Origin of the sequence: Wolbachia endosymbiont (group A) of Hylaeus communis (assembly GCF_947251915.1) — a bacterium.
In the GTDB taxonomy this organism is placed as follows: domain Bacteria; phylum Pseudomonadota; class Alphaproteobacteria; order Rickettsiales; family Anaplasmataceae; genus Wolbachia; species Wolbachia pipientis.
The window spans coordinates 247,283-261,728 of the sequence record NZ_OX366396.1; the positions used below are offsets into that span (position 1 = coordinate 247,283).

At 33.7% G+C, this 14,446-nt stretch carries 9 protein-coding genes and 2 pseudogenes; 6 read left to right on the forward strand and 5 right to left on the reverse strand.

All coding sequences use genetic code 11. The annotated features are described in order from the left end of the window. The first annotated feature begins 3 nt into the window (after window positions 1-3). The 3 genes and pseudogenes from recF to OPR52_RS01290 form a co-directional block, all read left to right on the forward strand. Window positions 4-1,083 (forward strand): DNA replication/repair protein RecF, encoded by a 1,080-nt coding sequence (recF, locus tag OPR52_RS01280; RefSeq protein ID WP_265038296.1) that lies wholly within the window; start codon window positions 4-6, stop codon window positions 1,081-1,083. Between the two features lie 167 nt (window positions 1,084-1,250). Next, window positions 1,251-2,083, forward strand: a pseudogene (locus OPR52_RS01285) (IS5 family transposase). A gap of 23 nt (window positions 2,084-2,106) precedes the next feature. Continuing rightward, window positions 2,107-2,325: pseudogene (locus tag OPR52_RS01290) on the forward strand (patatin-like phospholipase family protein); the annotation flags it as partial. An 80-nt stretch (window positions 2,326-2,405) separates the two neighbouring features. On the opposite strand, the gene wmk (OPR52_RS01295) reads toward OPR52_RS01290, so the two are convergent. The 5 genes from wmk (OPR52_RS01295) to wmk (OPR52_RS01315) all read right to left on the reverse strand — a co-directional run bounded on the left by wmk (OPR52_RS01295) (window position 2,406) and on the right by wmk (OPR52_RS01315) (window position 7,297). After that, entirely contained in the window at window positions 2,406-3,317 is a 912-nt protein-coding gene (gene wmk / locus OPR52_RS01295; RefSeq protein ID WP_265037926.1) for a WO male-killing family protein Wmk, read from the reverse strand. A 25-nt stretch (window positions 3,318-3,342) separates the two neighbouring features. Next, a complete protein-coding gene (gene wmk / locus OPR52_RS01300; protein WP_265037927.1) occupies window positions 3,343-4,266 on the reverse strand; it encodes a WO male-killing family protein Wmk in 924 nt (307 codons plus the stop codon). Window positions 4,267-4,331: 65 nt separating this feature from the next. Continuing rightward, window positions 4,332-5,456 carry a hypothetical protein gene (locus OPR52_RS01305; RefSeq protein WP_265037736.1) on the reverse strand — a complete coding sequence of 375 codons (1,125 nt, stop codon included), beginning with the start codon at window positions 5,454-5,456 and terminating at the stop codon, window positions 4,332-4,334. A 102-nt stretch (window positions 5,457-5,558) separates the two neighbouring features. After that, window positions 5,559-6,215, reverse strand: a complete 657-nt coding sequence (locus OPR52_RS01310) for a JAB domain-containing protein (protein WP_265037738.1) — start codon at window positions 6,213-6,215, stop codon at window positions 5,559-5,561. A gap of 170 nt (window positions 6,216-6,385) precedes the next feature. Further along, the gene (gene wmk, locus OPR52_RS01315) at window positions 6,386-7,297 is read right to left on the reverse strand and encodes a WO male-killing family protein Wmk (protein WP_265037741.1); all 912 of its coding nucleotides are present in this window, start codon (window positions 7,295-7,297) and stop codon (window positions 6,386-6,388) included. A gap of 120 nt (window positions 7,298-7,417) precedes the next feature. Here wmk (OPR52_RS01315) and OPR52_RS01320 point away from each other — a divergent pair, with 120 nt between their 5' ends. The 3 genes from OPR52_RS01320 to OPR52_RS01330 all read left to right on the forward strand — a co-directional run bounded on the left by OPR52_RS01320 (window position 7,418) and on the right by OPR52_RS01330 (window position 13,395). Continuing rightward, the gene (locus OPR52_RS01320) at window positions 7,418-8,338 is read left to right on the forward strand and encodes an Rpn family recombination-promoting nuclease/putative transposase (RefSeq protein ID WP_264337290.1); all 921 of its coding nucleotides are present in this window, start codon (window positions 7,418-7,420) and stop codon (window positions 8,336-8,338) included. A 145-nt stretch (window positions 8,339-8,483) separates the two neighbouring features. After that, a complete protein-coding gene (locus OPR52_RS01325; RefSeq protein ID WP_320109376.1) occupies window positions 8,484-9,962 on the forward strand; it encodes a cytoplasmic incompatibility factor CifA in 1,479 nt (492 codons plus the stop codon). A 19-nt stretch (window positions 9,963-9,981) separates the two neighbouring features. Continuing rightward, window positions 9,982-13,395: a C48 family peptidase gene (locus OPR52_RS01330; protein ID WP_320109378.1), complete on the forward strand. Its 3,414-nt coding sequence runs from the start codon at window positions 9,982-9,984 to the stop codon at window positions 13,393-13,395. Window positions 13,396-14,446 lie beyond the last annotated feature (1,051 nt).

The window sequence follows — 14,446 nt, forward strand, 5'->3', positions numbered from 1 at the left end:
TTAATGGCTACCCATTGCTACATAAAAAAGCTGAAATTACATAATTTTCGTAGCCACTCAAACTTTGAACTGGATTCAGATGATAGCTCAGTTGTAATAACTGGCAAAAACGGTATTGGTAAAACTAATATACTTGAAGCAATCTCGTTGCTTGCTAAAAGCAATGGAATGAAAAAAGCAAAAGCCAGTGAGATACAAAATAGATTCAGTAATGAAGATTGGGTAGTGCACTATGATTTTTTTAATGGAACGGATTTTAACTCAATTGGTATCGCAAAGAGTTTTGATAAGAAACTAATACAAATTGATGGAAAAACGCAATCGAGTTATTCATCTCTGTATAAGATATCCAATGTAATATGGCTGATTCCACAAATGGACTATGTTCTTCTTAATTCTCCAAGTGACAGATTAAAATTTTTAGACCGTATAGTCTCACTGTTTGAGGAAAATTACACTTGCTGCTACATGAAACACAGAAAAGCTAAACGTGAGCGAAGTAAACTGTTGAGAGAGAACACCTTGGACGAAAATTGGCTCTCTAGTCTTGAAAACATAATGGCCGTTAATGCAGTTAGTATTTTACGTATGCGATCGTCTGTTTTAAAGACACTACAAGACACAATTGATAACCATTCCAGTGAGTTTTTTCCGAAGGCAAGTTTGAAATTCAGCAGCCAGCTAACTTTGGACGATACTGCAGAATATTTTCAGAATCGTCTAAAGGAAAACAGAGAAAAAGATTCATTGACTGGTAGAGTAACCTTTGGTGTGCATAACGATAATTTTCGGGTTTTTTGTCAAAAAAGAAACGTACCAATAAATCTGTGCTCCACTGGAGAACAAAAGTTATTACTGCTTTCTATTATTTTATCCAGTGTAAAAGCAAGGTGTATTCATTACAATAAGGCACCACTTCTTCTACTTGATGATATAATGTCTCATCTGGATAAACATTACAGAAAGGCGTTAATGGAGGAAGTGTTAAGTATTCAATGTCAAACTTGGATAACTGATGTAAATCAAGATAATTTCAATAGCTATCTTTATTCTTTCAAGTTTTTTGAATTATCAAATGAATAGTACCTCTTTCAAAGCTCATACAGGCAACTCCCAATTGTAAATTCCGGCAATTAAACCTCAAACCAAAACATTTCTGTTTTTTTTACTTTAAATTAAATGCAAAAGTTAGAGGTTGTCCGGAAACAAGTAAAAGGCTATAATATCTGAAATTTTAGTACGGGGTAAAGATGAGAAAAAAGTATCCAACAGATCTAAGCGAAAGGGAATGGGCAAGAATAGAAAAACACTTCAGAGTATCATACAAGAAAGGAGGAAGGCCGCCAAAGTATAGCAAAAGAGAAATATTAGAAGCAATTTTCTATGTATTGCGTACAGGGTGTCAATGGCGGTATTTACCAAATGATTTTCCGCTATGGAAGACTGTGTATGAGCAGTTCAGGCAATGGAAGAAGCAGGGAATTTTTGAGAAAATGAATTATGAAATTACAAAATATAGTAGAAGAAAAATAGGAAGGAATGAGCAGCCGAGTGCCTGTATAGTAGATAGTCAATCTGTAAAGACTACAGAAAAGGGGGGATCAAAGGCTATGATGGAAGTAAAAAAGTAAAGGGTAGAAAAAGGCATATAATTACAGACACTCAGGGTTTTATACTAGGTTGTTACGTAGGCGCTGCTAACGAAAATGATAGAGATGGTATTAAAATAGCATTAAACAATATGAGAACAAAATATACTAAAGTTAAAAAAATGTGGGCTGACATGGGATACCAAGGAAGAAATTTAAAGAATCACATAAAGGAAGAATATGACATAGATATTGAAATTGTTAAAAGGCCTACATGTAGATTTTGGGTGCACAAAGATACGCCACCTGAGCTACTACCAACAAGAGAACAAGGGTTTAAAGTACAGCCAAGAAGATGGGTTGTAGAAAGGACTTTTGCTTGGGTTAATAGGAATAGAAGGCTATCGAAGGAGTATGATTTACTCACAACATCCACTGAGAATTTCATATACCTAGCTATGAGTAGGGTTATGTTAAAGAGGGAATATGCTTGAATTTACTTGTTTCCGGACAACCTCTAAATGTGATGTTTGCCTCTGGATTGGACTGCGTAAATTATCAGATGAATCAAGTAATAGGCAATAGATACGTAAGAATACAATCGCAATTGAAGCTAGCATCGGCTGACATGGATAACATTACATCAAAAAATATCAAATCTCTTCAGCAAGAGGCAAATGCAATGATAGAGGACAATCAGAAAGTGATAGAAAAATTCTGTAATATTATATCTTGATACGTCAAATTCTGCAGAGCTAAATAAGGATTTAGAATAGATAATATATTAACCATTTTTACTTATATCTTAAACACAATTCAATTTTTACACTCATCAGCAGTTAGGCCACTTGCTCGCACAATAATATCACTAGCAACACCTGCCTTAACTAGATCTTTTGCAATCTTGATTTTCTCTGCTTTTTTAACTTTTTCCTTGCCGCTTTTCATATCTTCAGATAGAGATTTGACTAATGCATCTAATGATTCTTGTTCTCTGTACTCATCCATTAAACTCAATAGCTTTTTGCTTTCTCTTGTTTTAGGCAGTAGAACTTTAATATTCACTGATAATGCTCTTGCTATTTCATATAATTTATCAAATGAGATGGCAGTATATCCTTTTTCATATTCGTGTATTTCCTTGAGCATTAAATCAATTTTATCCGCCAAATCTTTTTGAGTATATCTTCTTATCAATCTCCATTCTCTTATTCTTTGCCCTATTCTGTAATATATAGAATCAGTGTAAATTTCTTGTTCTGTATCATTATACTCGTAAATAGATAAGCCGGTTGCTTGGGAAATTATGTCAACTGAAACTCCTTCTTTAACTAGATTTTTTGCTACTTCTAATCTTGCCTCCTCTTGATTGATTTTCTCGCTAATATGAACAAACCTGACTAATGAAGGTACTATTTTGCCTAACTTTTGATTCTCGTATATTTTTGTTAGATAGAGTATTTCTTCGTCTTCATCTTTATACTCTCTTACTGTTATTGGTTTAGGTAATAGATCTACAACATTAACTGACAATACTCTTGCTATTACATATAGTACTTCAATCGGAATAGGAATATACCCATTTTCATAATTGGTTACTTCTTTATATGCTAATCCGATTTTACTTGCTAACTCTGCTTGAGTACACCTTTGCATTAATCTACAATCTTCTATTTTTTGCCCTATTTTGTAGTGTATAGAACTAACATCTCTTACAGAAACAAACATATATACCTTATTTAGAAATAAATTTTCATCCAATTTGATCAGCAGATAAACCAACTATTTGCAAAATAATATCAATAGAAATTCCCCCTTTTACTAAATCCCTTCCAACTTTAATCCTTTCTATCTCTCTCACTTTCTCCTCACAAATACGTATTCCCTCAAACAGAGATTTTATTAGTGCATTACGTAGTTCTTGATTTTCAATCTTTTTGTATTCTTCAATTAAATTCGGTAATTCATTTCCTACTCTTTCATCTGCATCTTCTGCTGGTTCAAGTAGATCCACGATATTAATCGATAACGCCTCTGCCATTTCATATAATTTATCAAGTGGAACAGCAACCCTTCCTTGCTCATAGTTACTTATTTCATCACGTGTTGTAGTCATTTTCTCTGCTAAATCCTTTTGAGTGCACTCTCTTACCAGTCTCCATTCCTTTATCTTTTTCCCTATTTTGTAGTAGATAGAACCTATTTTTTCTTCAACACATTCATCAGCAGAGAGACCAATTGCTTGTGAAACAATATCAACAGAAACTCCTGCTTTAACCAGATCCTTTGCAATTTTTATTTTCTCTGCTTTTTTACCACTTTTCTCACTAATTTGAACAAACTTGGTTAGTAAACAAAATATCTTACGTAACTCTTGATCATTAATCTTTTTATATTCTCTTACTAGATCTAATATTTCCTCTCCCTTATCTTCAAAACAGATTTTTTCATTTGATACAGGAATGAGATCCGTAATACTGATTGATAGTGCCTCAGCTATAGCATATAACCTTTCAATTGGAACTCTACGATTCCCTTTCTCATATTGCAGTATTACCCAATACTTTACACCAATTTTCTCAGCTAAATCCTTCTGAGTATACCCTCGCTCTAACCTCCAACTTTTTACTTTTTGCCCTACTTCATAGTCTAGACTTCTTTCCACGCAAAGAACCATATATAATATTTTCTACTATAGCTCAAAGGCTCCAGATATAATAGCCAGACTCTGGAACCTTTAAATTAAAGTGCTCTACAAGTTTCTTTACTATTTTCACGTACTTTGTCTGCCCATGAAAACAATTTTTCACTTACTTCCTTCTGCTTTTCACTCCATATGCCGCACCTAGTGAAATTACCTTTCTCTACTGCTTCTTTAAGTTTTACTCCAGCAAAAAGGCAATTTTTTCCAATTTCTTCGCCTCTTTTTTGTAACTCAGCCCACATTTCCTTGTTTTCTACTCTGACTTGTACTTGATCATATTTTTTTACATCGTGGTACAATATAACATTTAGCTTACCAATGCTCGTAGGAAACTCTAATATAATAGAGCTTTCATCTGACATATCGATATAGTTTCTTATACCTCCCTTCTCACTTTTAACCTCAACTGCATCATTGCCAATTTTTAAAATATTACTTCCTAACTCTCTCAGTATTTTGGCTACCTCTACCTTGCTATCATCAGAAAATTCTATATATGATGTTGTATTGTCTATCTCGAAATCTATTAAGGATCCTTCTTGAACAGCACTTTCGCCAGCTTTTTCTAGTTCTTCTAGTTGCTTATCTCTCTGTGGCTGAATTTCTGGTTGTAGCTCATTATAGATTTCACCTATCAGTTTATTCTGTAGTAGAGTATCATGAAACTCTGCACCGCTTAGCATTAATTTTCGTATTAGCTTTTTACGATCACTTTTTTCTAATTTGTGAAAATGTGTACCTAATACTACATATTCTGCAAAACTCCATTCGCCATCATTACATGCATTTAGCCTTGCTCCAGCAGCTAGTGCTTCGTCTACAACCTTGTGCAGTTCATTTGGATTTTTTGCTCTTACCACAGCACTCTTAAACCAGCTCAACTTTTCTGTATTTGGCTTTATTTTTTGCAAAGCTGAAGCAAATGGATTTAATCCTTCTGGATAATCTGCTTGATTACTCAAAGGTTTTGTGCCATAAATATAGTCAAATCCTTTCCCATAGTTGATTTTGTTTTCGCGAACTTCTCTACCAGGGAAAGGCATTGCATCTTCCGGTTTTATCTCCTTCTGATTATTAATTTTGCTCACAAACTTAGACTGCTTTATATCAACGCCTTCAAGAGCACCAAATATTTTCTTCAATAACTTGTCTTTACTAGTCATATAACCCCCATATTAAAAATACTTTTTAAGTATATAAATCTTAGTTTATACATTCTATTACTCAGTATAAATTATAATGAGTAGATTTGCAAATACTTTCTGCTATAACAATCCGTTTTCTCTAAAACTAAAATAGCCTCCACTTGTGATAATAATGTGATCAAATAATCTAACGCTTACAGTACTACATGCTGCTGCTAAACTCTTCGTTACTTCTTGATCTTCTTCTGATGGTTCTAAACTCCCTCCAGGATGGTTATGTGACATTATTACTAATGTTGCATCTTTTATTAATGCTTTTCTTGTAATTTCCTTTATGTATACTGGTGCTTTTTCCATTTCACCAATATAGGATTCTTCTCCGATTAATTGGCGCCTTTTATTCAAGTACAGTATTTTTACACATTCCCTTTCTGAGTGGCCTATACTTACGTTTAAGTACTCTACTAGCCCTTGTAAGTCCATTATTGGCTCACTTTTTAGCTTTTCTCTCAGTACTCTTTCTAGTGTTTCCTTAACACACATAATCATTGCTACTGCAGAATCAGTTACTCCTTCTATAACTTTCAGGTCATCCATTTCTCTACCTAAAATCCTTCCTACTCCTGCATAAGTATTCACCAGATTTTTAGCAATTTCTTGAGCTTGTGGCCTTTCATGTACTGCACTTAAAAATGTTTCCATTATTTCACGATCAAGTAATGCCTTGCCTTTGCTTTCTAATATTCTGAATTCGATTTCTTCTTTACTTTTATTCATATAATTTACCCTTCACTAACAACAAACTTTTTTTAGATATTTACTGCTGTTTTTTATCAGCATTGGCATAGAGCCATAGCTTCCGAGTGAAGTCAAATCAATTTTTCAATCTTTTTTACTTATTTTTTCATGAATAAGTAAAGATATTAATATATGGTGATTTTTTTATTTTAAACTTGTCGAATTTCATCTAAAGAGATGCCTATTATTTTTAAAATAATATTGATAGAAATTCCTTTTTTTACTAAGTCTTTTGCAATTTTGATCTTTTCTGCTCTTTTCACTTTTTCTTCGCAAATCCGTATGCCTTCAAATAGAGATCTTATTAATGCATTACGTAGTTCTTGACTTTCAATCTTTTTGTATTCTTCAATTAAATTCGGTAGTTCATTTTCTACTTTACTACCTTCCTCTATTAGCAGATCTGTAATATTAATCGATAATGTTTCTGCTATTGCATATAATTTTTCCAGTGGAATAGCTACACGTCCTTGTTCATAGTTGCTTATTTCATCACGTGTTGTATCCATTTTCTCAGCCAAATCCTTTTGAGTATACTCTCTCACTAGCCTCCATTCTTTTATCTTCTTTCCTATTTGGCAGTAAATAGAACCTCCTTTTTCTTCAACACATTCATCAGCAGATAGACCAATTGTTTTTGAAACAGTATCAACAGAAACTCCTGCTTTAACCAGACCTTTTGCAATTTTTACTTTCTCTGCTTTCCTACTACTTCTTTCACTGACTTGGACAAATTTGGTTAGCAAACAAAACATCTTACGTAATTCCTGATCATTAATCTTTTTATATTCTCTTACTAGATTTAGTATTTCTTCTCCCTCATCTTCAAGACAGATTTTTTCATTTGATACAGGAATTAGGTCTACAATACCAATCGACAATATCTCTGCTATAGCATACAACTTTTCAATCGAAATTTTACGTGTTCCTTTTTCATATTGTAGTACTACTTGATACGTTACACTGACTTTCTTCGCTAAATCTTTTTGAGTATATCCTCGCTTTAACCTCCAGTTCCTTACTTTTTGTGCTATCTGATACCTTATTGAGATGTTTGCCATAAATATTATACATGTTAATACTACCAAACAAAGATATACAAAAACTTCTATGTTTGCATTTTAGTTGAATATTTCTTCACAATTGTGTATAATTATTAATGCTTTTTAAGTCGATTCCCTATGGCTCTCTCGAAGTTTCTGGATCCCAAGAATGATGTCGCATTTCGCCGTATCTTTGGCACTGAAAAGAATAAAGACATCCTCATTCACTTTCTCAATGATATTCTGGGTTTTACTGGCAAAAATGAAATAAAGGATATAGAGTTTTTAAGTACTATTCAAGACCCTGATATTGCCTCTAAAAAGCAAAGCATTGTTGATGTATTATGTAGAGATTCCACGGGGGTGCAATGGATTATTGAAATGCAGGTCGCTAAAACCAAAGGCTTCGAGAAACGTGCCCAATACTATGCTGCTAAAGCCTATTCAAGACAAGCCGATAAAGGTGATCAATACCAGGACCTTAAGGAAATTATCTTTATTGCTATAGCAGATTGTATTTTATTTCCTGATAAGTCTGAGTACAAATCAAAGCATACTATTCGCGATGAAGATACTAATGAACGTGATCTAAAAGATTTTTACTTTATATTTATTGAGTTGCCTAAATTTCCAAAAACAAAAGAAGATCAGCTTTCAAGTATAGTTGAAAAATGGGTCTACTTCTTTAGATATGCAGATGAAACTAGTGAAGAAGAGCTAGAGAGAATAATAGGAAGTGATCTAATAATTAAAAGAGCGTATGAAGAATTAAATAGGTTCAACTGGTCAGAAAAAGAATTTATAGCCTATGAACAAGAGATAAAGCGTATTCGTGATGAACAGGCTGTCCTCGCTCAAAAACTCGATGATGCCACTCAAAAAGGTAGACAAGAAGGTAGACAAGAAGGCATCCAAATCGGCCATGAAAAAGGCAGAAAAGCAGAGAAAATTGAGGTTGCAAAGAATCTACTTAAAGCAGGAGTTTCTATTGACATTATAACTCAAACTACTGGTCTTTCTGTTGATTATATTGAGAAAATTCAAGAAAAGAAGTTTTAGCCATAACGTTTTTTTATTAAACCCTCTATTCTGGTAATTTTAATATTGCAATCCATTCTAATGTCTGTATAATGCCTTTTTTACATGACACTGTTAATACTTAATAGGGGGGATAATGTCAACACAGAAAGAGCTTCGGGCTACGATGTCCAAAAAATTACAGGAAGCTATTAAACATCCAGATCCAGCAGTTGTTGCCGGGAGGAAGTCAGCTATCAAGAGATGGGTGGGAGTCCTTCAAGATAACTTTATGGAGCACATAAAATACTTTAAGGGTGATAAGTTGAAGTTTTTGCACAATGTATTTCAAGATGAAGGTTGCTGGTCAGGTGTAAGGTTGGATAATGCTGCTTTAGGTCAAAGGTTTACTGAAGAAAAAATAGGTGGAATAGATAATCCACTTCGCAAATATGAGATGGCTTGTAGTTACTGTGTAGTGGATAAAATTCATCCTCTCTTTCAAAAAAGATTTGAATCTTATAGGAACAAGTTTCCTCCTGGTGCATTTGATGGTAAAACTGAAACTGAATTTGGCAAATACGTACGAAACTCGTTACTAGATAGCATAAAGAGGAAAGGTCCTGTATTTGATTTCTGGATCGATAGAGAATCTGGGGAATTAAAGAAGTATGATGCAGTAGAAGGTTTTGACAGTGCTGTAAAACTTAAGTGGAGTGAAGGAGTAGAGTATTTTTATAATCTGTTGAAAGAAGAAGATAAAGAAAAGAAGCTCACAGAAGCTATTCTTGCTCTATCTCGCGTTCAATCTGTTGAGAAAGATGCTCCTATTTTAGATTTTTGTGTAAATAAGATAGTCGATAAAGATACTCTTTTACAGAAATTATTGCAGAAAGATAAGGGAGTATATGCTCTTCTTGCTGAATTAATAGAGTCATGTTTTTTTGATACAGTTCATGATTTGGTAAAGTGCTGGTGCTATAAAGACGTTTCAGCAGGAGGAGACCATTCAGACAAAATATTCTCACAGCGAGAGTATGAACTTCTTCTTTCATCACTCTCAGATGTAATGTTGAAAAATTCTGAGTCAAGTGTTCAAGCTAGATCTCTTATTATGAAGATTTGGGAATGTGATCACTTTTATAAACACAAGAAGGCTGCCGTTAATACTTCTAATTATACAGTTCATGTAAGTGGTATGCTTGCAGGATTAATAGTCAATTGGAGACGAGAAGACATTTATAAGACTGATGAAGAAAAAGAAATAGAGAAAAAAGAAATATTAGATATGATGTCATTTGCCAAAGATTGCTTTCCTGAAAAGTTTGAACTTTTTAAAGAAGTCATGATAGAAAACCTTAGATTATGTGGTAGAGAAGGTAAAAGAGTAAATGTAGATTACGGTCTGTTTGCAGAAGAGTTATTCTCTGAGTTAGAGAAAACAACTCTACCTCTTGGTCCTGTAGGTGATGGTCCTTGGAATAATTTACGGTCACGATCTAAAGCTCATGGTAGTAAGGAAACAACTTTGCCAGTTGATGATGGTCCGCAGTCTGAGCTTGGAACTCCTAGTGTAAGTGGTGTTTCTTCTTATAAGAAAAAAGCGTCTTTACGCTTAGTGGTAACAAGTAATCCACTTATGAACTCTTGGTGTTTCTGGTCGTAGTAAATAAGGGGTATTTTGTATGAGTAATGGTGATGGACTTATTAGGAGTTTGGTGGATGGAGATCTTGAAGGATTCAGACAAGGATTTGAATCTTTTTTAGATCAATGTCCATCTTTCTTGTATCATGTAAGTACAGGTCGTTTCCTTCCTGTATTCTTTTTTAGTATGTTTGCTACTGCACATGATGCTAATATCTTAAATGCAAATGAGAGAGTCTATTTTTGTTTTGATAACCATGGTGTTAATCCACGTAATGGTGAAAATCGAAATACGGCAAACCTAAAAGTTGCTGTTTATCGTGACGGACAGCAAGTTGTCAGATGCTACAGTATTTCTGATCGTCCTAATAGTGATGGGTTGAGGTTCAGTACAAGGGAGAGAAATGCTCTAGTACAAGAGATTAGACGGCAAAATCCAAATTTAAGGGAAGAAGACCTAGATTTTGAGCAATACAAAGTATGCACGCACGGAAAGGGCAAGAGTCAGGGAGAGGCAATTGCAACGGTATTCGAGGTAATTCGTGCAAAAGATCGTCAAGGTAGGGATAAATTTGCCAAATATTCAGCATCTGAAATCAATCTTATTAGACTGCTCTTAGAAGATCACAGACTAACAATTAAGGAAATAGCAGGAAGACAACTCAGTCAAAATCAGCGTAGACAACTTGGTAACTTGGTCAATTTTGCGCAAGTAGCACAGGGTCAACAAGGAATTGATAATTTTATGGAAATGCTAGCGAGTGATAGAAGACAAGATGTAAGAGATAGAATGTACGAAGAAATTGTCCCATACATAGCTCGCATCTATCATAATTACAGGCAGGAACTGGAATATAATATTGAAAATCGCAGTCAAAAATTTGAGAGTCACGGGTTTTTATTAGGTTTCTTAGCAAATTTTAGTCATCGCTACACAATAGGCATCGATCTTGATTTATCTCCTAGAAACTCACATGTTGCATTTCTTGTACGTCACCAAGCAGAAAGAGAAAATATTCCTATTGTTATTAATCTTGCTATATTTGACACACCGTCAGATGTTGCATTAAACTGTGCCATAGGCTACGCTGGAAGGTTACACAATTCTTCATTTATACCTATCCATACTGAATCAAGAAATACTGTCTGTGTTGGATTAAATTTTAATTTAAATCTAGATCCTTTTAGTGTTGATACAGTAGAACTTCAACAGGATAGATTTCCTTTAGTACAAAGATTATTTGAGTGTTTGGAGAATGAAGGCATTAGAGAAAATGTTAGAGATTTCTTGCTTCACCATTTTCCTGCTGAAATACCAAGAAATGCAGAGAATTATAATAGAATATTTGATTGCATAACTGGCTTTGCTTTTGGAAGTAGTGCTTTTGATAGGCACCCTTTAGAACTAGAAGAGGAAGACGAAGCACCTATAACAAAGTACATATTTAGACATGGTGATGAGGGTTTAAGATGTTTAACTATGGTCTTTCATGCTGAAGGTTCTGATATAGTTACACTTCATATTAGAGCTTACAATGCGCAACAACAAGGAGCCATCAATTTACAGACTCTTAATGTTAATAGAAATAATGTTCATGTGTGGGAAGTTTCATGCACACTTAATAATCAACTTGAACTAGATATTGATCTACCAAATGACCTTGGTTTATATCACGATTACCAAAATAATAATGCAAATAATTTTCTTGCTGGTGATCTTGTACAAGTGCCCAATACTGAAAATGTACATAATACTTTAAATCAAGTTGTGAATGATGGCTGGAAAAATATAGCTCAGCATAGAGGATTATTTCAAGAGATCTCTGGAGCATTGATGCCGCTTGTGGATACAATAAATGTTAATAGTGAGAATAAGTTCCGTTCTATACTACATGGTACATTTTATGCTAGTGATAATCCTTATAAAGTGCTTGCTATGTATAAAGTTGGTCAAACATATAGTTTTAAAAGGGGGCAGGAAGAAGAAGGAGAAAGGGCAATACTCACAAGAATTACAGAACAGAGATTAGACCTTTTATTATTAAGACAATCTACGGAGAATGCTCCAGATACTCATCCGATTGTATATGTATTAGGATTTGCTAATAATGCAGAAGAAGTAGCACAAAAGGAGAATAATGCAAAAGATCGAATAAAAGAACTTATGAACAAGCAAAGAGGATTTATACCTATTACTTCTAGAAATGAGGTGATTTTATTTCCTATTGTGTTTAATAGAGATGCACGCGAAGCAGGTAATCTTATACTTTTCCCAGAAGGTCTATTATCAGATCAGGCTCGTGTAAACTTTAGGCGTTTTTACGAAGAAAAAGCACCAGGACAAAATGCGATTTTTTTGCTTAATATAGGCAGCAATCTACATGTTCCGTTTAGTTACTTGGAAGGTATTAAAGCACAGGTAATAGAAACATTCAAGTCAATAAGGATAGGTGGTACTCCTACAGCACAAGTAATATTACAACAAATAAATGCTATCCTTCGTAGAAACAACGCTCGTGAGATAGAAGATGTGCATGATCTACTTGCACTAGACTTTGCAACAGATAATCAAAATGATCGTTATTGGCTACAAACTCATGACATGTTTTTCGCTGCACAACAATATACTTTCTATGATGATCGATCTAATCCAACTAATAATCGTCATGATTTTACAATAACTTCAGTAGGAGTCGATGGAAATCAAAATGATCCAACAGGTAGGGGCTTATTAAGTAGTCACATAGCTAACTTTAAACAAAAAGTAGATTCGGGTGAAAAAGATAGATTAATTGCTATTATTAATGTAGGTAATCATCATTGGGTTACATTAGTTATTGTACACCAAAATGGAAATTATTATGGGTATTATGCTGATTCACTTGGTCCAGATAGTCGTATTGACAATAATATTCGAGGAGCTTTAAGAGAATGTGATATTAACGATGGTAATGTCCATAATGTTTCCGTTCATCAGCAAACAGATGGCCATAATTGTGGCATATGGGTATACGAAAATGCTAGGGATATTAACCAAGCTATTGATCAAGCTTTACAGGGAAATAATAACTTTGGAGAGAAAGGTGAGGGTATTATAGGTTATATACGTGGTCTTCTTAGTGTAGGCATTGGAAATGACACTAGACAATCTCAAAGAAATGAACAACACTTTAAAAATCGGAGAAGAAATATTTCACAATTATTCCAAAATGATCCTCTATCTTCTCCTAGGGGTAGACTGATTCAAGATCATCCAGGAATTCAACATGAAATTGATCCATTACTATTACAATTTTTAGGACTCCAATACCCACAGCGTGGAGGTGGAGGAGCATTACAATTAGGCGGAGAAAGAGTGATATCAATTGATTTGGGTAACCCGCAGTCTGCATTAGATAAAATTGATGGAGTGAGTAGAGTTTATAACCATAGCAATAGTAGAGGTAGTAGGTAGAAGTTAATAGGTGGATGAAGTTTTCTTTACTCTATATTTACGCATTGGTTGTAATCGGTCTTCTAGGTTGTTTCTGCATATTTTATCTTACTATTACCCACAAATATAAATGTTTGTTGCGTAGCTCTTAATGGCATAACTTTTGCTTGAAATAACTGTTTATATGGTGCAATTTACAGCTTTTAGTTGCTAAAATTATAACTCTTAGTTTAATAATTTTAATCCAATAAGCTTTCAGGTTAATAAAATTAAATTATTTGAGTAAATACAATACTATGTTTTTATTTGTGGGTAATAGTAAGATATTTTATGGTGGTGTTTATTAACAATAATATAGAAGACTATTATTAAGACTCTTGTCCGTAAAGCACCTTCATTTGCTCCTCTCATGAGAGTGATATTTCCTTCAAATCAGCTAGTTTTAGATGCTGAGGTTGTGTGCCGTTTAAAATGGCTTCCTTAATTTTGGGTATCAAATAATTTAAACGTAAGACCCATTGTAAAAGATAAGATTTAATTTGAAAGAAAAATTGATGTGGTTAAAACTTGACCTTGCGCAGTATAGGAATATTTTTTATAAAAAGAACAATATCGATTTGAAATGTAAAATTATCATAAATTTTTCTTTTTATTCTCAAATGAATTACTATTAATTCAGTAAACTATATTATTAATATCTCAAGTAAATCAACCATTTTCAGCGCTCAAAACCAAGTGCGGTGAGAACAAGTTTTTTTGGTATGGATTGGACTACCAAATAACCTGTTCGAACTTTTCTTTATAATAATTCTACTATATTGTAAAAGCAGCTATTTTAGCCTACTTTAACTAAATTTACATATGAACTAATTTGCCTAACTTTGTTGTAATAATTTTGCGTTTTTATTTTTGAAACACCGCTTTTACGTAAAAAGTTCTCACAAAGATACGTACCTTCTTTACGATTTTTCATAAAGAGTAAACAATTAAATTGTTGCTGATACTAGTTATTGCAATGTTTTGCCTAAAAAATGTTGCCTGTATTGTAGGATATGGAAAAATGGACATGTAA